The sequence below is a fragment of the Pseudomonas sp. DD1 genome (assembly GCF_044510355.1).
GTDB lineage: Bacteria > Pseudomonadota > Gammaproteobacteria > Pseudomonadales > Pseudomonadaceae > Aquipseudomonas > Aquipseudomonas shahriarae.
In genome coordinates, this window is the sequence record NZ_MSAJ01000029.1 from 421203 (window position 1) to 442270 (window position 21068).

Sequence of the window (21068 nt, forward strand, 5' to 3'; positions counted from 1 at the left end):
ACATTGTGGTTTGCCTTGTGGCAGCCACCTGGATGGGATGATGACTGCTCCACGCCTTCCTTTATTTTTGATGCTCGCTGGCCTTTTGGGGTTGGCGGGTTGCACTACGCACCAACCGGTGTCGCTGTACCAGCTGGATAGCGGAAATCCGGCGCAGCCTGCGCAAAGTGCTGGCATGGCGGTCTTGCTCGGGCCGGTCGTGGTTGCCGATTACCTGCAACGTGAAACCCTGCTGCAACGCCAGGACGATGGCAGCCTGCAAGGCTCCATCGACGGCCGTTGGGCCGGTAGCCTGTCTTCGGATATCAACCAGTTGATGCTGCGCCAGGTGGCCGGCCATCTGGACAGCCAGCGTGTGGTGCTGTCGCCGGCGCCCACCAGCTTCACGCCGGATGTGCAGGTGTTGCTGACCATTACGCGTCTGGACTCCGGGGCTTCGCAGCCGGCCATCCTTGACGCGCAATGGCGCCTGATCGACCGCCGTGGCCAGGTGCGGGACAACCGCATCGTGCATCTGCAGGAGCAGCATGCCGGTAGCACCGCTTCCCAGGTCCAGGCCCAGGGCGTGTTGTTGCAGCGTTTGGCTGAGCAGTTGTCGGTTGCCCTCAAGCCATTGGCCAACCAGCCACCGATTGCCGAGGCCCCGCGCAAGCAGGCCCCGGCGCCGGCCAAGCCGGCAGCCCCGGAAAAGCCCAAGATCCCGATGGCATCGCCGATTCGTACGGATATGGAAGTGTTCAGGTTCTGACCTGAATCGCAGCCAAATAAAAGGCCCGCTGAGTAAGCGGGCCTTTTTGTTTGGCGCAGATCCAATGTGGGAGCGGGCTTGCCCGCGATAGCGCAGTGTCAGTCGACACCTGATGACTGATCCAGCGCTATCGCGGGCAAGCCCGCTCCCACACAAGCCTGTGTCACATTGCTGGCTTGTTGCGGGTCTCATGCATCCGTGCCAACTGACGTTCCAGCATCGACGGGTAAGGCTCCATCAGGCGCTCTACACAGCACGCGCCTTCAGGGCTGGCAATCGGGCGGATACGTGCGCGTTGGCGGATCAAGGCGTCGTCGCTGATCTTGCGCTCCACCAGCAGCAGGTTGCGGCTGTGTTGCGACAAGGCCAGGGCGTCCTGGGCGTTTTCGGTCAGCAGCAGATCAATCTGGCTCATGCCATACAGATCATCGCCCAATGTCAGGCCCAGTTGCAGTTGCAGGGTGATGCCGCTGTCGGCGACTTCGATCTGCAAGGCATGACCCAGGGCGCGCAGCAGTTCACCGCAGCAGATGGCATTGGTCAGGTAGTCTTCGCCGCTGTCTTCGCTGTGAAACAGCATCAACGTGCTGCCGTCGTTCAGGGTGTGCAGTTCGCTCTGGTACAGCGAGGCCGCCTGGTCCAGACAGTCGCGGTAGCGTTCCAGCAACTCGGTCAAGCGTGCCCGTGGCAGGCGGCGCAATTGCTCCTGGGCGCCCAATTGCACGGCCAATACCGCGCTGTGCTGGGGCTGGCTGCTCGCAGGCCGGGGCGCCACCACCGGGCTTGGCGCCGACTCGTCACGCAGGTCGGCAAACGGATCGTCATCGTCCAGGCTGTCTTCTTCGGCCTTGATGGCCGTACGCGGTGCCGGCTTGAGGCCAGCCATCGGCGTCGACTCGTCGAAGCTCGGATCGCGCAGGTTGCGCACTTCGAACTCGGGTTCGTCGTCATAGTCGGTGTCGTCGAACTCCGGCTCGGGCTTGGCTTCAGGTATGACCGGCTCCGGGGCAAAGCTGGTGTGCAACTGGCGGGCAAGGTCGCCGATCTCATCCTGGCGGTCGGTGGCCGGGGTGTGTTCGTCGATATCGCGCAGCCAGATGCGCAATTGCATCAGCGGCGTGGAGATATGCCGGCCCAGGCGCAGGCTCAAGGCCAGGGCCAAGGCCAGCAGGATCGCGCTGAGGATGCCCATGCTTTGCAGGCTGATGGTCATCGGCTGCTGGAACTGTTGCATGTCCAGGCTGATGCGCAATTGGCCGGCTTTCACATCCTGAAACGTGATATTGCTCTGGTACAGGCCTTCGGCCTCACCCAGCAGGCCGTTTTTCGGGCGTTGCCCGGCTTCGGCCATGATCCGGTTGTCCACGCTGTAGATGGCCGCATGGGCCACCAGCGGGTTCTTGGTCAGGTTGTTGAGCAGCACGTTGAGACTGAGGATGTCGTTGGACACCAACAGCTCGGTCGCCGAGGTGGCGGTCTGGGTCGTCAAGCTCTCGCCCAGGGCGTCGGCTTGCTCGTGCATGGCCTGTTTGAACTGCAAACCCATCACGCAGGCGTAGATCACCAGGGCCAGGGCGACCAGGATCACGTTATGGCTGGCGATGCGTAATGCGATCGGTACACGGCGGTGGCGCAGTGCCCGGAAGATCAGCAGGAAGAAGTTATCGGTTTTTACTGGCGTGGGCCGGTTCACTTGCGCTCGGCTCTTGGTCCGTGAAGTTGACGCGCAGTATAGCGACAGGCCCAAGACCGGCAAAGCGCTGGCTGTGCCCGATGGTCACTGAAAGTGGGTAGAATGCGGTTTTTTTCCAGCTCGGGGGTGCGCTTTGCGCGAAATTGTCCTGATTAACATCACCGGTGTTGACCGTCCGGGTCTTACCGCAGCCATTACCGGTGTTCTGGCCCAGGGTGGCGTGACCATTCTCGACATCGGCCAGGCCGTGATCCACGACACCCTGTCGTTCGGCATCCTGGTGGAGATTCCAGATACCGAACAGGCGTCGTCTGTGCTCAAGGACATCCTGTTTACCGCCTATAAGCTGGACCAGCAGGTGCGTTTCACCCCGGTATCCGAAGCGGATTACCAGCACTGGGTGGCCGGCCAAGGCAAGAAACGCCACATCGTCACCCTGCTGACGCGCAAGGTCACCGCTGAACAATTGCAGCGGGTCAGCTCGATCACTGCGCAATATGGCTTGAATATCGACCATATCGACCGTCTGTCGGGTCGCATGCCCCTGGACACCCCGGCGGACCAGGGCAAGGGCTGCATCGAGTTCTCCGTACGCGGTGAGCCGGCTGACCCGCAAGCCTTGCGCGCCGAGTTCCTCAGCGTGGCCCAGGAACTGAACGTGGATATCGCCTTCCAGGAAGATTCGCTGTTCCGTCGTAACCGGCGCCTGGCGGTGTTCGACATGGACTCGACTCTGATCGAAGCCGAAGTTATCGACGAGTTGGCCAAGGCCGCAGGTGTGGGCGAGCAAGTCTCGGCGATCACCGAGCGCGCCATGGCCGGCGAGCTGGATTTTCGCGCCAGCTTCAAGGAGCGCCTGGCATTGCTCAAGGGCCTGGACGTCAGCGTCCTCGACTCCATCGGCGCCTCCCTGCGCTTGACCGAAGGTGCCGAAACCCTGTTCGCCGAACTCAAGCGCCTGGGCTACAAGACCGCGATCCTCTCGGGCGGCTTTACCTACTTCGCCAAGCAATTGCAGGCCAAGCTGGGCATCGACTACGTGTTCGCCAACGAGCTGGAAGTGGTGGATGGCAAGGTGACGGGCGTGGCGGTCGAACCGATTGTCGATGCGCAACGCAAGGCTGACTTGCTCAAGGAGCTGGCACACAAGGAAGGTTTGCGTCTGGAGCAGACCATTGCGGTCGGCGACGGCGCTAACGACCTGCCGATGCTGGCTATTGCGGGGTTGGGCGTGGCGTTCCGGGCCAAGCCGCTGGTCAAACAGTCGGCCAAGCAGGCGATTTCGACCTTGGGGCTGGATGGTGTGTTGTATCTGTTGGGGCTGCGTGACCGCGACGGTCAATAACGACAGGAGCGCGGTCAAAAATGTGGGAGCGGGCTTGCTCGCGAAGGCGGTGTGTCAGTCAACTAAGGTGTCACACCGCTTTCGCGAGCAAGCCCGCTCCCACATTTGATTTTCGCTGTATTCGGATCAGGCTTTTGGCAGCGCGATACCCTGGCCCATCTGCACCGGCGTTCCCGCCACCAGTTCTTCAGCCCACTTCACCTGATCCGGCCCAAACAGCACGATAGCGGTCGAACCCAGCTTGAAACGCCCCAGTTCCGCACCTTTTTCCAGGTGGATCGGCGCACGGGCGGCTTCGTCGTAGCGCACGGTTTTCAGCTCGCGCTTGGGCGGCGTTACCAGGCCGGCCCATACGGTTTCAATCGACGCGACAATCATCGCGCCCACCAATACCACGGCCATCGGGCCGCGCTCGGTGTCGAACAGGCAAACCACACGCTCGTTACGCGCAAACAACTCCGGCACGTTTTCGGCCGTGGTCTGGTTGACCGAGAAAATCCGCCCAGGCACGTAGACCATTTCCCGCAGGGTGCCGGCCAGTGGCATGTGCACGCGGTGGTAGTCCTTCGGCGACAGGTAAATGGTGGCAAAGTCGCCACCCATGAACGGTGCGGCAACGGCGGCGTCGCCACCGAGCAGTTCCAGCACGCTGAAACTGTGGCCCTTGGCCTGGAACACGCGGCCGTGCTCGATCGGGCCGAGCTGGCTGACCGCGCCGTCTGCCGGGCTCAGCACCGCGCCTGGGGTTGGGTCCAGGGGGCGGGCGCCGTCTTTCAGGGCACGGGTGAAGAAGGCGTTGAAGTGCTCGTAAGCGGTCACGTCTTCTACCAGGGCCTGGGACATATCCACCTGGTAGCGCTTGGCGAACCAGGTGGTGAAGGCATTTTTAAACCAGCGCACACGGCATTCGGCAATGCAGCCGGCCAGGCGCGACAGCAGGTGGTGGGGCAGCAGGTACTGGCTGAGGATAAACAAACGCTTTTTCATGAACTGTCCTTAAACCTTAAATCTCAACGGGGGTGTCGGGGTGGTTGCCCCATTCGCCCCAGGAACCGGCATAACCTTTGACTCGCGGATAACCGAGCGCCTTGGCCACCAGGTAGGTGAAGCCAGAACGGTGGTGAGTCTGGCAGTGGGTAATGATTTCTTTGTCTTTGGTCAGGCCCAGGCCTTCGAGGATCTGCGGCATGTCGCGGCGGATCCGCAGGTTGCGTGCCTTGTCCATGCCCGCCGTCCATTCGAAGTTGACTGCACCGGGAATATGCCCGCCCTTGGCCGCGAGGACTTTTTCGCCGCTGTATTCCAGCGGGCCACGGGCATCCCAGATGCCCAGGTCGGCAGCACCGAGGCGGCTTTGCAGGTATTCGCGGGTGGCCGTGGGCTCGTCGTGCAGGGTCAGGCTGACCGGGCCGCCGACGGCAACGGTGGCCTCGGTGGACGCGGGGTGCTGTTCATCCAGCCATGCCAGCAGGCCGCCATCAAGGTAGTGATATTTCTTGTGGCCGATCACGTCGAGCAACCAGATAAACCGCCCGGCCCAGCCGCCGCCTTCGTCGTCATACACCACGTAGGTGGCATCCGGGGTGTGGCCCAGTTCGCCGAACAGTTTCTCCAGGTCGGCCTTGGCCGGCAGCAGCCCTGGGGCCGGTGGCTGGCCCAACTGGGTGCGCTTGGGATCGACAAAGTGCGCGCCGGGGATATGCCCCTGGGCATAACGGGCGGCGCTGGTGAGGTCCACCAGAATCAACGGCTCGGCGGCGAGGCGACTAAGCAGGTCGCTGGGTTCGATCACCAGCGGCAAGCCAGAAAAGTCAGGCATGTGAGGTCTCCCGGGCGCTAGGTTGGGTGATAAAAGAGGGCGATTGTAACGCAAGCATCAAGCGGTGCGGTTGGTAAAGCAGTGCAGGGCTTTCTCGATGCATTGGGCGGTTTTGCCGAAGGCCTGCACGGTGGTTTCGGAGAACGGCCCGCCCCCCTGGTCGGCAATCATCAGCATCACCACCCGGCCGTTACAGCTCAGGGAGCGCAGCAGCAAATGCTCGCCGACGAACAGGCGCCGCAATGAAGCAGGCAGCAGCACCGCGAATTGTGCGTGATTTTCCGGGTTGAGGCGCACTTGCGCAGGCTTTTCCAGCAAGCGTTGCAGCAGCGTGCTTTGTGCGGACTCGAGGCTCAGGTTGGCAGCGTCCTTGGGCAGGCCATCGACCTGATGCACGCGCAAAGTGGCCAGGGCCTTGTCGGCCATCAGCAACATCACGCGCTGCATGCCACTGGCAACCAGGGCCTCCTTGGCGCAGGTGGTCAAGTGCATCGCATTGGCGAAGCGGCTGGGCTCCACCAGCAGCTCAGTACAACGCTTGCGCCACACCGCCAGGGCTTCGGCGGTCGGCGGCGGTGCGGGCAGCAGGCCGCGATGCACCCGTTGCACATGCCAGGGCCAGATCAACGCCAGTGCCGGATGCCAGAGACCGGCGGTCAGGGTATGGCGCGCGCTGATGACCGCCTGTTGGTGCACCTGTTGCTGCACGTCGGCCAGTGGTTGTTGCAGGTACAACGCGGTGAGGTACTGCCAGCGCTGGGTATGGGGGCAGGCCCAGGATTCCTGGGCCGCCAGTGCCATGCCATTGGCCAGTAGCACGGTATTGGCCGGCTGGTTCAGCCAGCGCCGCAGCGCCGGGTCGGCATCGAGTTTTTGCTGCTGGCTCAACGGCACTTCATCGCGGGCGATGTGCAGGGCCTTGACCAGTAAGCGTTGTTCCTTGAGCAGCAGTTGGTAGCCCTGGGACACCCAGATCGGCAGGCGCCAGGCCTCGGTCAGCTCCAGGCACAGTGCCAGCAGGGGCACGCCAAACAATTCCTGTTCGACCTTGCGTGCCGATTGACCCTTGTGGATCACCCGCAGCTCCCATTCCTCCAGGAGCTTGGGGTAGGCAACGGCCATCGGCCACAGCGGTGAAAGAAACAGCAGGCTGCCCCAATGAATATCCTGCCACAGGCGCGCCAGGCGGCTGGCAAACAGGCCGCTGGCTTGCTGCGAGGCATGCTGGCTGATCAGCTGCAATTGGCGCAGGGCCACGGGGATTTCGTTGAGCGGCACCGACGGCAGGCGCGCGAGCAGTTCTTCGGTGCGCTTGAGGCCGAGGCGGTTGATCGCCACTTCAAGGTTTTCTGCGGGCTCTGCCAGGCTGCCGTGGGCCTGGTTGTTGGCTTCACGCATGACGCTCAGGACCAGTGCCGGGCTGTCTTGCATCAGCTCTGCAATATCTCGCAACGAACGGCGACTGTCGCCGATGGCCTTGCACACGGCAATGTGGCTCGCCTGCGGGACGGGCAGGAGAACCTCGTCCAGACGCTTGATCCAGCCAGCCAGAGAGTTGGGTTTTGTAGTTGGGACTGTCGTTTCGTTTGCCATGATTGGGGCGCGATCATCACTTGCGGTCAACACGCCCGGAGTGGGCCGAACTGGCTTTTCGCCTTAACGGGCTATAGTCTGGCGCAGTTTTGCCGATAAGTAGAAGAAGAGTTTTTAGATCTTCCGAATATGTCCATGAACCCGACGGCGCAAGTACTCATCCCCTATGGCTAAAATTATCGGCATCATCGTCGTCATCGCAAGCGTGCTCGGCGGATACGTTCTGTCCCACGGTAAAATTGCTGCGCTGATCCAGCCCTTCGAAGTGCTGATCATCGGTGGTGCGGCGTTTGGCGCTTTCCTGCAGGCCAACCCTGGCTACATGACCATGCACGTGATCAAAAAGTCGCTGGGCATGTTCAGCTCGCGCTTTTCCCACACGTTCTATCTGGAAGTACTGGGCCTGGTCTACGAGATCCTTAACAAGAGCCGCCGCGAAGGCATGATGGCCATCGAGGCGGATATCGAGGACGCCGCAGCGAGCCCGATCTTCGCCAAGTACCCTGCCGTGCTCAAGGATGACCGCATGACCGCCTATGTCTGCGACTACCTGCGCATCATGTCCTCCGGCAACATGGCCCCCCACGAGCTGGAAGGCCTGTTCGACATGGAGCTGTTCAGCCTCAAGGAAGAACTCGAGCACCCATCCCACGCCGTAACCGGTATCGCCGACGGCATGCCCGGTTTCGGTATTGTCGCGGCAGTACTGGGGATCGTGGTGACCATGGCGTCCCTGGGCGAAGGCGACCAGGCGGCCATCGGTATGCACGTCGGCGCGGCGCTGGTGGGGACCTTCTTCGGTATTCTCGCGGCCTATGGCTTCTTTGGCCCGCTGGCCACCTCCCTGGCCCACGACGCCAAGGAAGAGCTGAATATCTACGAAGCGATCAAGGCGTCCCTGGTGGCTTCGGCTTCCGGCATGCCGCCATCCCTGGCGGTGGAGTTCGGGCGCAAGGTGCTGTATCCGAAGCACCGTCCAAGCTTTGCCGAGCTGGAACAAGCAGTTCGCGGTCGCTAAGCCATGGAAAACAACCAGCCGATTATCATCAAGCGCGTCAAGCGCTTCGCTGCCGGGCACCACGGTGGTGCCTGGAAAATTGCCTTCGCTGACTTTGCGACGGCGATGATGGCGTTCTTTTTGGTGTTGTGGCTGATGTCCACCGCGACGCCGGAACAGAAGATCGCCATCGCCGGTTACTTCAAGGACCCCATTGGGTTTTCCGAGAGCGGCACGCCGTTTGTGATCGACTTGGGCGGCTCGCCCGAATTGGCCCCTGAGCGCACCATCAACCCGGAGGTGCAAACCGAAGCGCCCCAGGAAAATATCCCGATCGAACGCCAGACCGTCGAGAGCATGGCCGAACAGGTCGAGCAGGAACGCCTGGAGTTGTTACTGCAAGAGTTGCAGAACAAGGTCGATGAAAACCCGCAACTGCAAAAATTCAAGGATCAGATCCACTTCGATATCACCCAGGACGGCCTGCGTATCCAGATCATGGATGCGGCCAATCGACCGATGTTCGACTCTGGCAGTGCACGCCTGAAGCCTTACTTCGAAGACATCCTGCTGGCCATGGCCGACACCATCAAGGCGGTGCCGAACAAGATCAGCGTCAGCGGCCACACCGATGCCAAGCCGTATTCGGGCCTGGGCGATTTCGGTAACTGGGAGTTGTCGGCCAACCGTGCCAACGCCGCCCGCCGCGTCCTGGTGGCCGGCAGTTATCCGGATACCCAGGTGGCGCGCGTCGTAGGCTTTGCTTCATCCCAACTGTTTGATGCGCAGGACCCGTTCAACCCGATCAACCGGCGCATTGATATTGTGGTGCTGACCAAAAAGGCCCAGCGTGCCATCGAAGGCGAGCAGGGTGCCCCTGCGCCGGTACCGACCCAGGGCGAGGGCGCACCGGGTGAAGTGCCGGTAGACCCGAATGCCCTGCCACCTGAGCAGCAGCCGTTGCCGGCCCATGAGTTGCGGCAGAAGCTGAATCTGTTTGATGAGGGTGGGGTGAAGGCTCCTACGGTGCCTGCGCCAGGCTCGTAGGCGTACCGTCTAAATGAAAGCGCCCCGATCAGTCGGGGCGTTTTTACTTGTGCTCAAAGTGGGAGGTAGGCTTTGACGCCACTGATCACGCCTTGCATATCATCGGTAGTCAGCCGCGGTACGAAGTACTCCCGACCTTTGGAGCGGGTCTTTCTATGGAGCTTGTCGAGGCGCTCGAAACTCACGGTATAGATCATGTCGCACTTCACCCACAGCTCTTTGTAGCCATCGGACTGAAGAGGGTTGATGTGTAACAGGTGGTGCCAGGCATGCTGGACTTCGGGGGCAGTAGAGGAGGTCGGGACTACAGTGCACAGCCTGCGATTGTGGCTGGAGGTAGGGGATATCACCACGACTTTACGGATCTTCAGCATTTCAGGGGCGACAAAGCCTCGTGTGAAATCGCAGAGAAGAACATCGCCTTGTTTGGGGTGATAGTAGAGAGTCAATCGAATGTCCCGCAAAAGCAAAGCCGCCCGAAGGCGGCTTCATTCGACACGCAGTGGAGCTTGCTTCGCCCCTTCTGCGCCGCTGGATCAACTCCGGGAAGGATCCAGACTCCTGCCGACTTTCGCCGGTGACGGAGTGATTATGGGCATCAGGAATTCCGAATTCAAGCTGGCTTGTGTCAACGAGCCACCCAGTTGTCCTGAATTCTTGATGCCGGCCCCTATTAAATCAATGGAGTAGGGGGGTGCAGGCTGCACTTAAAGTGTATCGAGGCATGGCCACTCAGTAACTGCTTTCCGGCAAACTCGCGATGATCGAGCGATAGCTGTTCATGCGTTGTTGCTGCACGCGCCCGTCTTCCAGGGCCTTGAGCAACGCACAACCCGGCTCGCGGTCGTGCTTGCAGTCGCGGAAGCGGCACGTGCCGATCAAGTCGTTGAACTCGATGAAACCCGCTTCTACATCTGCGCGGCTGACGTGGCCCAGGCCGAATTCACGGATGCCGGGGGAGTCGATCAGCTCGCCACCGCCCGGGAAGTGGAACAGGCGTGCGGTGGTGGTGGTGTGCGTACCCTGGCCGGACAGTTCCGACAGCGGGCCGACGCGGGTCTCGACTTCCGGTAGCAGGCTGTTGACCAGCGACGACTTGCCCACGCCCGACTGGCCGACGAACACGCTGATGCGCCCGTCCAACTGCTGTTGCAGCTGTTCCATGCCGTTGCCATGGTGTGCCGAGACTTCCAGCACCGGGTAGCCCAACTGCCGATACACCGCAAGCAACGCATTCAGCGCCGGGGCGTTCTGGTCGTCGATCAGGTCGAATTTGTTCAGCAGCAACAGCGGGCGGATGCCAGCGTGCTCGGCCGCCACCAGGTAGCGGTCGATCAGGTTGGCGTGTGGCTCGGGCAGCGGGGCGAAGACGATGACAATCATGTCGACGTTGGCCGCCACCGGCTTGAGTTGACCACGGCTGTCCGGGCGGCGCAGTTCGGTGCTGCGCGGCAGTTGCGCGACGATCACCCCGATGCCTTGGTTGCCGGCACGCCACACCACTTTGTCGCCGGTTACCAGGGCCGGCAGGTTGGCGCGCAGGTGGCAGCGGAACACTTCGCCGGCCAGTTCGCCTTCCAGGGCCTCGACTTCGACCTGCACCCCAAAGTGCGCGATCACCAGGCCCGTTTGTTCGGGGCCCAGGTCGCCACCCTCCAGCGCTTCCACGGCGGAAGATTCACGTTTGGCGGCGCGGGCAGCGCGTTCACCCTGGATTTTTTCGATGCGCCAGTTTTGGCGACGGTTGAGCTGGCGTTTGGCCATTGGTGTTCCGTGTCGATAATGCAAAGGTTGGATAAAACGGTCGCGAGTCTAGCACGCCCCGCCTGCTAAACTGCGCAGCTACGCCAAGGTGCCAAGGAACCACGACATGCAAAACCCACAGAACCTGATTTGGATCGATCTGGAAATGACCGGTCTGAACCCTGACACCGACGTCATCATCGAGATGGCGACCATTGTCACCGACAGCAACCTCAACACCTTGGCCGAAGGTCCGGTGATCGCCATCCACCACAGCGACGCGGTGCTGGCCACCATGGACGAGTGGAACACCCGCACCCACGGCAACTCGGGCCTGACCCAGCGCGTGCGCGACAGCCGCATCAGCATGGCCGAGGCTGAGGCCCAGACGATTGCCTTCCTGGAAAAGTGGGTGCCCAAGGGCAAGTCGCCGATCTGTGGCAACAGCATCTGCCAGGACCGCCGCTTCCTTTATACCCATATGAAGGGGCTGGAAAGCTACTTCCACTACCGCAACCTCGATGTGTCGACCTTGAAAGAACTGGCCGCGCGTTGGGCGCCAGAGGTCAAGGACAGCTTCCATAAGGGCAGCACCCACCTGGCCCTGGATGATATCCGCGAGTCGATTGCCGAGTTGCAGCATTACCGTAAGCATTTCATCAAGGCTTGAGTTCGTGGCGCCAGGGCTGGCGCCATCGCGGGCAAGCCCGCTCCCACAGTTGCTGTGTGGTGTGTGCAAAGTTCTGTGCCCTGCCCAGATCCCCTGTGGGAGCGGGCTTGCCCGCGATGGCGGTGGGACAAGTAAGGATGTATCGACTGACCTACCGCTATCGCAGGCAAGCCACACATTTGATCGCATTCCACGTGTGGGCATGCTCGGTCTTTCGCCGAGCGCCCCCTTTTGGTGCCCTCGCCAAATGATTAGACTGCGCGCCTCTTTGCAAGGATCGCCATCATGCTGCTGATGCTCTACCTCATCGCCATCACCGCCGAAGCCATGACCGGCGCCTTGTCCGCCGGCCGTCGTGGCATGGACTGGTTTGGCGTGGTGTTGATCGCCTGCGTGACGGCGCTGGGTGGCGGTTCGGTGCGCGATGTGTTGCTCGGCCATTACCCGCTGACCTGGGTCAAACATCCGGAATACCTGGTGCTGACCTCGGTAGCGGCATTGGTGACGATCTTTATCGCCCCGCTGATGCGCCACTTGCGCTCACTGTTTTTGGCGCTGGACGCCGTGGGTCTGGTGGCTTTCACCCTGATCGGCTGCATGACGGCCCTGGAAATGGGGCACGGCATGCTGGTGGCCTCGGTCAGCGGGGTGATCACCGGAGTCTTCGGCGGGATCCTGCGGGATATTTTCTGTAATGATATTCCGTTGATCTTCCGCCGCGAGTTGTATGCCAGCGTGTCGTTCCTCGCCGCCTGGTGCTACATGCTGTGCATCTACCTCGAACTGCCCAGCGAGCAAGCGATTCTGCTCACCCTGTTCAGCGGTTTTCTACTGCGACTGCTGGCCATCCGCTTTCACTGGGAAATGCCCAAATTCGTCTACAACGACGAACATTGACGCGTCGCGTGCTGGTTCAGCGCCCATTCGACATGTTCGCGGACCAGTTCGGAGGGGTAGTCCCGGCGCGCCTTCAAGGCTTCCAGCACCGGAATGCTGGAAGGCGCGTTGCCCAGGCCCACGGCCAGGTTACGCAGCCAACGCTCATAACCGGCGCGGCGTAGCGGCGAGCCTTCGGTGCTGCTGAGGAATTTATCCTCATCCCACATAAATAACTCGGCCAGTTCGGCGTTATCCAGGTTGTGGCGCGGCTTGAAATCGCTTTCTCCTGAAGGTCGGGCGAAACGATTCCACGGGCAAACGATCTGACAGTCATCGCAGCCGAACACGCGGTTGCCAATCAGTGGCCGCAGATCCTCGGGGATTGCGCTCTTGAGCTCGATGGTCAAGTAGGAAATGCAGCGCCGGGCGTCCAGCACATAGGGCCCGACGAAGGCATTGGTGGGGCAGATGTCCAGGCAGGCGGTGCAGCGGCCGCAGTGTTCGGTGCTGTGGGGCGGGTCGACGGGCAGTGGCAGGTCGACGAACAGTTCGCTGAGGAAGAAGTAGCTACCGGCCTTGCGGTTGAGGACCAGGGTGTTTTTGCCGATCCAGCCCAGGCCGGCTTGTTCGGCGATGGCTTTTTCCAGCACTGGGGCGCTGTCGACGAAGGCGCGAAAACCAAACGGGCCGATCTGTGCCTGGATGCGGTCGGCCAGTTGCTGCACGCGCTTGCGGATCAGCTTGTGGTAGTCGCGGCCCAGGGCGTAGCGGGAGATATAGGCTTTTTCGGGTTGGGCCAGCAGCTGCGCCATTTGCGTATCGCCGGGTAGGTAATCCATGCGCAGGGACACCACGCGCAAGGTGCCGGGTACCAACTCGTCCGGGTGCGAGCGTTTGCTGCCATGGGCGCCCATGTAGTCCATCTCGCCGTGGTAGCCCGCGTCGAGCCAGCGCTGCAGGTGCTGTTCATGCTCAGCCAGGTCCAGGCCGCTGATGCCGACTTGTTGAAAGCCCAGCTCGCGGCCCCAGTCTTTGATCGATTGGGCGAGGGCGGGCAGATCGGTGGTAATAGCAGGCATGAGACGAGAGAAACCGCAGGTTAGATGGGTATAATTCTGCCAGACATCGGAGCTTGAAGACGCATGCCGCAGACAAAACACGAAATAACCGACGTGCAGCCCCTGTTGCCCGGCCAATTGCCGCAACTGGCTGCGCGTTCCCCAGAGGCCCACAAGGGGCAGTTTGGCCACGTCCTGGTGATTGGTGGCGACCATGGTTTTGGCGGCGCGGCGCTACTGAGTGCCGAAAGCGCTTTGCGCAGCGGTGCTGGCCTGGTGTCCCTGGCGACCCGCAGTGAACATGTCCCTGCCGCTTTGACCCGCTTGCCGGAAGTCATGGTGCGCGGCGTGCATTCGGCCAATCAGTTGATGGGTTTGCTGGAAAAAGTCTCGGTGATGGTTATCGGCCCTGGCCTGGGCGACATGGCGTGGGGCAAAAGCCTGCTGTCGGTGGCCGCCAATGCCCGGCAACCCCAGGTCTGGGATGCAGACGCGCTGAACCTGCTGGCCGCAGGCCATGTAACCTTGCCGGCCGATTGCGTGATCACTCCGCACCCAGGGGAGGCGGCGCGGCTGATGGGGATCTCGACAGCCGAGGTTCAGGCCGACCGGCTTAAGGTGGCGCGCGCGCTGAGCCAGAAATTCAATGTAGTCACGGTGCTCAAGGGCGCGGGCAGCCTGATCGCCAGCCCGGATGGGCGGGTGGCGCGCTGTGACCAGGGGCATCCGGCCATGGCATCGGCGGGCCTGGGGGATGTGCTCGCCGGCTTGACCGGCGCGCTGCTGGCCCAAGGCATGCCGGCGTTCGAGGCCGCCAGCCTGGCAGTGTGGTTGCACGCCACGGCCGGCGATCGTCAGGGCACCTTGGGTCGCGGCCTGGTGGCCAGTGACCTGATTCCCGCCATTCGTCAGTTGTTGGAGGAGCAGTCACCGTGTCTGAAGTAACGCTGTTTATAGCGGATGAAGAGGCCATGGTGGCTCTCGGCAAGAGCATTGCCGAGATCACCGGGGGTGTGGGCCTGATTTTTCTGCAAGGTGATCTGGGCGCCGGCAAAACCACGCTGTCGCGCGGCATCATTCGCGGGCTTGGGCATAGCGGTGCAGTGAAAAGTCCGACGTTCACCCTGGTAGAACCTTACGAGATCGATGAGGTGCGGGCGTTCCATTTCGACCTGTATCGCCTGGTGGATCCCGAGGAATTGGAGTACATGGGCATCCGCGATTACTTCGATGGCGACGCCTTGTGCCTGATCGAGTGGCCGGACAAGGGCACAGGCTTTTTGCCAAAGCCCGACCTGACCATTACCATTACTGCGCATAACCATGGGCGTCAGTTGAAATTGTTGTCCCAGAGCGCGCGCAGTGAGTCCTGGTGTGCCGCTTTGGCTTTGAAATTCTAATAATGGGTGGGTTAGGTATGCGCTTTCGCGCGTTGGTTGCTGTCGTGGGGGTGTTGCTTGCGGCAATGACTGTCAATGCTCTGGCTGCTTCACAGGTGAAAAGTGTGCGCCTGTGGCGAGCTCCGGATAACACGCGACTGGTGTTCGACCTGTCTGGCCCGGTCCAGCACAGTGTCTTTACCCTGACGGCGCCTGATCGCCTGGTGATTGACATCAACGGTGCGACCCTGGCCGCGCCCCTGAAGGTCTCCACTGCGAACACGCCGATTACCGCGATGCGCTCGGCCCAGCGCACGCCGACCGACCTGCGGGTGGTCATCGACCTGAAAAAGGTCGTGACGCCGAAGAGTTTTTCCCTCGCGCCGAACGCCCAGTATGGCAACCGCCTGGTGGTCGATCTGTTCGATAACCCTGCCGATGCGGCGCCAGCCCCGGCACCTGCGCCTTCTGTCGCCACCACGCCAGCCGTGCCGGTCAGCCCCGCGCAGCCCCAGGTCAAGTTGCCACCGCTGCCGCCAGCCCCGGCCGGCAAACGTGACGTCATCGTGGTGATCGACGCCGGCCACGGCGGTGAAGACCCGGGCGCCTCGGGCTCCCGTGGCCAGCACGAAAAAGACGTGGTCCTGGCCATCGCTCGCGAATTGCAGCGCCAGATCAACGGGATGAAAGGCTACCGCGCCGAATTGACCCGTACCGGCGACTACTTCATCCCGCTGCGCGGGCGTACCGAAATCGCCCGCAAGAAGGGCGCCGACCTGTTCGTGTCGATCCACGCCGACGCCGCCCCGTCGAAGGCCGCCTTTGGCGCCTCGGTGTTTGCCCTGTCGGATCGTGGCGCCACATCCGAGACCGCACGCTGGCTGGCCGACAGCGAAAACCGTTCCGACTTGATCGGCGGTGCCGGCAACGTGTCCCTGGATGACAAGGACCGCATGCTCGCGGGTGTATTGCTGGATCTGTCGATGACTGCCTCGCTGACCTCCAGCCTGAACGTCGGGCAGAAAGTCCTGACCAACATGGGCCGGGTCACCCCGTTGCACAAGCAGCGGGTGGAGCAGGCCGGGTTTATGGTGCTCAAGTCGCCGGATATCCCGTCGATCCTGGTCGAAACCGGCTTTATCTCCAACGCCAACGAAGCCAACAAGCTGGCCAGCGCCAGCCACCAGCAGGCGCTGGCGCGCTCCATCAGTTCCGGCGTGCGTCAGTTCTTCCAGCAGAACCCGCCGCCCGGCACCTATATCGCCTGGCTGCGGGACTCCGGGAAAATCGCCCAGGGCCCGCGTGACCATCGGGTGCAGCCCGGCGACACCGTGGCCATGCTGGCCGTGCGTTTCCAGGTTTCGGCCGCCACCTTGCGCAGCGCCAACAACCTGAAAACCGATGAACTGAAAGTTGGGCAGGTGTTGACCATCCCCGGCACTGAATTGGCAGCACAGTAATGAGCGAATCGGTATTGAACAGCGCTTCGCGCATCGAACTGCTCAGCCCGCGGCTGGCCAACCAGATCGCTGCGGGCGAGGTGGTTGAGCGCCCGGCCTCGGTGATCAAGGAACTGCTGGAAAACAGCCTCGACTCCGGCGCCAAGCGCATCGACGTGGATGTCGAGCAGGGCGGCGTCAAGCTGCTGCGGGTGCGCGACGACGGTAGCGGGATTTCCTCGGACGACCTGCCGCTGGCACTGGCACGCCATGCCACCAGCAAAATCCGTGACCTGGAAGACCTTGAGCGGGTAATGAGCCTGGGCTTTCGTGGTGAGGCGCTGGCGTCAATCAGCTCCGTGGCGCGCCTGACCCTTACTTCCCGCACCCGTGGCGCCGAACAGGCCTGGCAGGTAGAAACCGAAGGCCGCGACATGGCCCCTCGGGTCCAGCCGGCAGCCCATCCAGTGGGCACCTCGGTGGAAGTGCGCGACCTGTTCTTCAATACCCCGGCGCGGCGCAAATTCCTCAAGGCCGAAAAAACCGAATTCGATCACCTGCAAGAAGTCATCAAGCGCCTGGCCCTGGCGCGTTTTGATGTGGCCTTCCACCTGCGCCACAACGGCAAGACCATCCTCAGCCTGCACGAGGCCAATGACGATGCCGCCCGCGCCCGACGCGTGTCGGCAATCTGCGGCGCAGGCTTCCTGGAACAGGCGCTGCCGATTGAGATCGAGCGTAACGGCCTGCATTTGTGGGGTTGGGTCGGCCTGCCGACGTTCTCCCGCAGCCAGGCAGACTTGCAGTATTTCTTTGTGAATGGCCGTGCCGTGCGCGACAAACTGGTGGCCCATGCGGTACGCCAGGCCTATCGCGACGTGCTGTTCAATGGCCGGCACCCAACCTTTGTACTGTTTTTTGAAGTGGACCCCGCGGTGGTCGACGTCAACGTGCACCCGACCAAGCACGAGGTGCGCTTCCGTGACGGGCGCATGGTCCATGACTTCCTCTATGGCACCTTGCACCGCGCCTTGGGCGATGTGCGCCCGGACGATCAACTGGCGGCGCCGATTGTCACCGCCGTCGTCCGCCCGACAGGGCCGGAGGCCGGTGAATTCGGCCCCCAGGGCGAAATGAGCCTGGCGGCCAACCTGCTGCAATCGCCGCAAGCGCAGCCAAGTTACCCGGCGCCGGGTTCCGGCGCGGGGGCGGGCTATCAGTATCAATACACCCCGCGTCCGCAATCGGCGGTGCCGGTGGCCGAGGCCCAGGCGGCCTATCGCGAATTCTTCGCGCCGCTGCCCGGTGCCGAGCCGGGCGCAGTGGCCCTGCCGGAAGGCGGCGGTGATATCCCACCCCTGGGTTATGCCCTGGCCCAGCTCAAGGGCATCTATATCCTCGCGGAAAACGCCCACGGCCTGGTGCTGGTGGACATGCACGCGGCCCACGAACGGATCATGTACGAGCGCCTGAAGATCGCCATGGCCAGTGAAGGCCTGAGCGGGCAGCCATTGCTGGTGCCGGAGTCCCTGGCGGTGAGCCAGCGGGAAGCCGATTGCGCCGAGGAGCACCACGCGGTGTTCCAGAAACTGGGTTTTGAGTTGCAGCGCCTGGGCCCGGAAACCCTGGCCATCCGGCAGATTCCCGCCTTGCTCAAGCAGGCCGAGGCCAATCGGCTGGTGGCCGACGTGCTGGCGGACCTGATGGAATACGGCACCAGTGACCGGATCCAGGCGCATATCAACGAACTGCTCGGCACCATGGCCTGCCACGGCGCGATCCGCGCCAACCGGCGCCTGGCCCTGCCGGAAATGAACGGCCTGCTGCGGGACATGGAAAACACCGAGCGCAGTGGCCAGTGCAACCATGGCCGACCGACCTGGACCCAAATGGGTCTGGATGATCTGGACAAACTATTCCTGCGCGGCCGCTGATGAGCTCTCTACCTCCCGCCATCTTCCTGATGGGCCCGACGGCCGCCGGCAAGACAGACCTTGCGATCGAGCTGACCAAGGTTTTGCCCTGTGAGCTGATCAGTGTCGATTCAGCCCTGGTTTACCGGGACATGGACATTGGCACCGCCAAGCCGTCCAAGGAGCTGTTGGCCGCCCATCCCCATCGACTGATCGACATTATTGATCCGTCGCAAAGCTACTCGGCGGCGGATTTTCGTACCGATGCCCTGGCGGCCATGGCTGAAATCACCGCGCGGGGCAATATCCCGCTGCTGGTGGGCGGCACGATGCTCTATTACAAGGCGCTGCAGGAAGGCTTGGCCGACATGCCGCCCGCCGATCCGCAGGTGCGCGCTGAAATCGAAGAAGAGGCTGCACGCCTTGGTTGGCAGGCCCTGCACGAGCAATTGGCAGCGATTGACCCGGTATCTGCCGCGCGCATTCACCCCAACGACCCCCAGCGCCTGAGCCGGGCTCTGGAAGTCTGGCGCGTGAGTGGCCAGACAATGACGGCCCATCGCCTCAGACAATCTGCGCAAAGTACTGACGCAGGCACCTCTGGACCGGGACAATTGCCCTATACTGTCGCCAATCTGGCTATCGCTCCGGCGAATCGGCAGGTGCTGCATGAACGAATTGCACAAAGATTCACAATTATGTTGGAACAGGGGTTCGTGGAGGAGGTCGTAGCACTGCGTTCAAGAGGTGATCTGCATCCGGGATTGCCTTCGATACGTGCTGTAGGCTACCGCCAAGTCTGGGATCATCTGGATGGCAAGCTGACGTCAGCCGAAATGCAGGAGCGCGGCATTATTGCCACGCGCCAATTGGCAAAACGCCAGTTCACTTGGCTGCGCAGCTGGACTGACCTGCATTGGCTGGACAGTCTGGATTGCGACAATCTGTCACGCGCCTTGAAATACTTGGGAACGGTCTCCATATTGAGCTGAGTCCTTGCAATTGCCGTCTATCCTTGGGGGTGTGACGGTCACAAGCTATCTATTTTTCCGATTTTTTATTATTGATCCTTAAAGGAGTGCGGCACATGTCAAAAGGGCATTCGCTACAAGACCCTTACTTGAATACTTTACGTAAAGAGAAAGTTGGGGTTTCCATCTATCTGGTCAACGGCATCAAGCTGCAAGGTACGATCGAGTCTTTCGACCAGTTCGTGATCCTGCTGAAAAACACCGTCAGCCAGATGGTCTACAAACACGCTATCTCGACAGTAGTGCCGGTTCGTCCAATTCGTCTGCCTAGCGCAACCGAATCCGAACAGGGTGACGCTGAGCCAGGTAACGCCTGATAGGAGTCTCCTTTGTTCTTTGAGCGCCACGGTGGTGGTGAGCGAGTAATCCTCGTTCACTTGGATGGACAGGACCCTGAGGCGCGCGAAGATCCGCAGGAGTTTCAGGAGCTGGCAAATTCGGCCGGCGCCGAGACCGTCGCGTTTTTTAACGTGCCGCGTCATCGGCCAACCGCCAAATTTCTGATTGGCAGCGGCAAGGTCGAGGAACTGCGCGACCTGGTCCATGCCGAAGAAGCCGATCTGGTTATCTTCAATCACATCCTCACGCCCAGTCAGGAACGTAACCTCGAACGTGTTTTCGAGTGTCGCGTGATTGACCGTACCGGTCTGATTCTCGATATCTTCGCCCAACGCGCCCGTACCCATGAAGGCAAGCTCCAGGTCGAACTGGCCCAGCTTGACCACATGAGCACCCGCCTGGTTCGCGGCTGGACGCACCTTGAGCGTCAGGGTGGCGGTATCGGCATGCGTGGGCCGGGTGAAACCCAGCTCGAAACCGACCGGCGTCTGCTGCGGGTGCGCCTGCGCCAGATCAAGGGCCGGCTGGAGAAGGTGCGCAGCCAGCGCGAGCAATCGCGACGCGGCCGTACCCGTGCGGATATCCCTACCGTGTCCCTGGTGGGCTACACCAACGCCGGTAAATCCACGCTGTTCAACAACGTGACCAAATCGGACGTGTACGCGGCAGACCAACTGTTCGCCACCCTTGACCCGACCTTGCGCCGTCTGGAACTCGACGACCTGGGGCCGATTGTGCTGGCCGACACCGTGGGCTTCATCCGCCACTTGCCGCACAAGCTGGTCGAGGCATTCCGGTCTACGCTCGAAGAGTCGAGCAACTCCGACCTGCTGCTGCACGTCATTGATGCGGCCGAGCCTGACCGGATGTTGCAGATCGAGCAGGTCATGGTAGTACTGGGTGAGATTGGCGCCCAGGACTTGCCGATCCTCGAGGTCTATAACAAACTCGATTTGCTTGAGGGTGTGGAGCCGCAAATCCAGCGCGACGAAAACGGCAGGCCCCAGCGGGTCTGGCTGTCGGCGCGGGACGGTAGCGGTCTGGAATTGCTTGAGCAGGCGATTGCCGAGTTGCTCGGTGGCGATTTGTTCGTCGGCACCTTGCGCTTGCCTCAGCGTTTTGCTCGACTGCGTGCTCAGTTCTTTGAGCTAGGTGCCGTACAGAAAGAAGAACACGACGAAGAGGGTGTCAGCCTGCTGGCTGTTCGTTTGCCTCGTTCGGAGCTCAATCGGCTGGTGAGTCGTGAGGGCGTTGTACCGACGGAGTTCCTCGAACAACACACTTTGCAATAAAAGCCTGAGAAAGCGGTTGTGCCGCTGTGGCAGGCATTCTGTAGCATTGGTCGGCGCGCCGTGGGTGCGTCTTTGCTTTATCA

20 protein-coding genes are annotated in these 21068 nt (G+C 61.7%); 13 read left to right on the forward strand and 7 right to left on the reverse strand.

The features are described from left to right. Window positions 1-40 precede the first annotated feature (40 nt). On the forward strand, window positions 41-748 hold the full coding sequence (locus PSFL_RS18190) for a membrane integrity-associated transporter subunit PqiC (RefSeq protein ID WP_057444497.1): 708 nt from the start codon (window positions 41-43) through the stop codon (window positions 746-748). 163 nt (window positions 749-911) lie between these two features. Here PSFL_RS18190 and PSFL_RS18195 read toward each other — a convergent pair whose 3' ends face one another. Then, window positions 912-2441 (reverse strand): AhpA/YtjB family protein, encoded by a 1530-nt coding sequence (locus tag PSFL_RS18195; protein ID WP_057437372.1) that lies wholly within the window; start codon window positions 2439-2441, stop codon window positions 912-914. 133 nt (window positions 2442-2574) lie between these two features. On the opposite strand from PSFL_RS18195, the gene serB reads away from it, so the two are divergent. Continuing rightward, a complete protein-coding gene (serB, locus tag PSFL_RS18200) occupies window positions 2575-3786 on the forward strand; it encodes a phosphoserine phosphatase SerB (protein WP_115127251.1) in 1212 nt (403 codons plus the stop codon). A 126-nt stretch (window positions 3787-3912) separates the two neighbouring features. On the opposite strand, the gene asd is transcribed toward serB, so the two are convergent. The 3 genes from asd to PSFL_RS18215 are packed head-to-tail and all read right to left on the reverse strand — an operon-like array spanning window position 3913 to window position 7198. After that, window positions 3913-4773: an archaetidylserine decarboxylase gene (gene asd, locus PSFL_RS18205; RefSeq protein ID WP_057437374.1), complete on the reverse strand. Its 861-nt coding sequence runs from the start codon at window positions 4771-4773 to the stop codon at window positions 3913-3915. A 16-nt stretch (window positions 4774-4789) separates the two neighbouring features. Continuing rightward, complete coding sequence (locus PSFL_RS18210) at window positions 4790-5605, reverse strand: rhodanese-like domain-containing protein (RefSeq protein ID WP_315492232.1); 816 nt, start codon at window positions 5603-5605, stop codon at window positions 4790-4792. Window positions 5606-5662: 57 nt separating this feature from the next. Further along, window positions 5663-7198 carry an HDOD domain-containing protein gene (locus tag PSFL_RS18215; RefSeq protein WP_120731391.1) on the reverse strand — a complete coding sequence of 512 codons (1536 nt, stop codon included), beginning with the start codon at window positions 7196-7198 and terminating at the stop codon, window positions 5663-5665. Between the two features lie 166 nt (window positions 7199-7364). Here PSFL_RS18215 and motA point away from each other — a divergent pair, with 166 nt between their 5' ends. Further along, window positions 7365-8216, forward strand: coding sequence for a flagellar motor stator protein MotA (gene motA, locus PSFL_RS18220; RefSeq protein WP_057437383.1), 852 nt, complete (start codon window positions 7365-7367; stop codon window positions 8214-8216). Between the two features lie 3 nt (window positions 8217-8219). Beyond that, window positions 8220-9242 (forward strand): flagellar motor protein MotB, encoded by a 1023-nt coding sequence (motB, locus tag PSFL_RS18225; protein ID WP_057437385.1) that lies wholly within the window; start codon window positions 8220-8222, stop codon window positions 9240-9242. Window positions 9243-9295: 53 nt separating this feature from the next. On the opposite strand, the gene PSFL_RS18230 is transcribed toward motB, so the two are convergent. Both PSFL_RS18230 and rsgA read right to left on the reverse strand, forming a co-directional pair. Then, the gene (locus PSFL_RS18230) at window positions 9296-9691 is read right to left on the reverse strand and encodes a type II toxin-antitoxin system PemK/MazF family toxin (protein ID WP_397470351.1); all 396 of its coding nucleotides are present in this window, start codon (window positions 9689-9691) and stop codon (window positions 9296-9298) included. 283 nt (window positions 9692-9974) lie between these two features. Further along, window positions 9975-11006: a small ribosomal subunit biogenesis GTPase RsgA gene (gene rsgA / locus PSFL_RS18235; protein WP_057437388.1), complete on the reverse strand. Its 1032-nt coding sequence runs from the start codon at window positions 11004-11006 to the stop codon at window positions 9975-9977. A 106-nt stretch (window positions 11007-11112) separates the two neighbouring features. Here rsgA and orn point away from each other — a divergent pair, with 106 nt between their 5' ends. Continuing rightward, a complete protein-coding gene (orn, locus tag PSFL_RS18240) occupies window positions 11113-11655 on the forward strand; it encodes an oligoribonuclease (RefSeq protein WP_003188046.1) in 543 nt (180 codons plus the stop codon). A gap of 282 nt (window positions 11656-11937) precedes the next feature. Beyond that, window positions 11938-12552: a trimeric intracellular cation channel family protein gene (locus PSFL_RS18245; RefSeq protein WP_169851492.1), complete on the forward strand. Its 615-nt coding sequence runs from the start codon at window positions 11938-11940 to the stop codon at window positions 12550-12552. Here the strand turns inward: PSFL_RS18245 and queG are convergent. Next, window positions 12534-13613 (reverse strand): tRNA epoxyqueuosine(34) reductase QueG, encoded by a 1080-nt coding sequence (gene queG / locus PSFL_RS18250; protein WP_057958149.1) that lies wholly within the window; start codon window positions 13611-13613, stop codon window positions 12534-12536. The genes PSFL_RS18245 and queG overlap by 19 nt on opposite strands. Window positions 13614-13676: 63 nt before the next feature. Here queG and PSFL_RS18255 point away from each other — a divergent pair, with 63 nt between their 5' ends. The 7 genes from PSFL_RS18255 to hflX all read left to right on the forward strand — a co-directional run bounded on the left by PSFL_RS18255 (window position 13677) and on the right by hflX (window position 20985). Further along, a complete protein-coding gene (locus PSFL_RS18255) occupies window positions 13677-14537 on the forward strand; it encodes an NAD(P)H-hydrate dehydratase (protein WP_397470352.1) in 861 nt (286 codons plus the stop codon). After that, the gene (gene tsaE / locus PSFL_RS18260; RefSeq protein WP_397470353.1) at window positions 14525-14992 is read left to right on the forward strand and encodes a tRNA (adenosine(37)-N6)-threonylcarbamoyltransferase complex ATPase subunit type 1 TsaE; all 468 of its coding nucleotides are present in this window, start codon (window positions 14525-14527) and stop codon (window positions 14990-14992) included. Before PSFL_RS18255 ends, tsaE begins: the two co-directional genes overlap by 13 nt. A gap of 17 nt (window positions 14993-15009) precedes the next feature. After that, window positions 15010-16431, forward strand: a complete 1422-nt coding sequence (locus tag PSFL_RS18265; protein WP_115129351.1) for an N-acetylmuramoyl-L-alanine amidase — start codon at window positions 15010-15012, stop codon at window positions 16429-16431. A 14-nt stretch (window positions 16432-16445) separates the two neighbouring features. Continuing rightward, a complete protein-coding gene (gene mutL / locus PSFL_RS18270) occupies window positions 16446-18344 on the forward strand; it encodes a DNA mismatch repair endonuclease MutL (RefSeq protein ID WP_162947781.1) in 1899 nt (632 codons plus the stop codon). After that, window positions 18344-19315 carry a tRNA (adenosine(37)-N6)-dimethylallyltransferase MiaA gene (gene miaA / locus PSFL_RS18275; protein ID WP_057958151.1) on the forward strand — a complete coding sequence of 324 codons (972 nt, stop codon included), beginning with the start codon at window positions 18344-18346 and terminating at the stop codon, window positions 19313-19315. The genes mutL and miaA overlap by 1 nt, the downstream gene beginning before the upstream one ends. Before the next feature lie 95 nt (window positions 19316-19410). Then, window positions 19411-19671 carry an RNA chaperone Hfq gene (gene hfq, locus PSFL_RS18280; RefSeq protein WP_010221594.1) on the forward strand — a complete coding sequence of 87 codons (261 nt, stop codon included), beginning with the start codon at window positions 19411-19413 and terminating at the stop codon, window positions 19669-19671. Window positions 19672-19683: 12 nt separating this feature from the next. Beyond that, on the forward strand, window positions 19684-20985 hold the full coding sequence (gene hflX / locus PSFL_RS18285; RefSeq protein ID WP_029299582.1) for a ribosome rescue GTPase HflX: 1302 nt from the start codon (window positions 19684-19686) through the stop codon (window positions 20983-20985). Window positions 20986-21068: the final 83 nt, after the last annotated feature.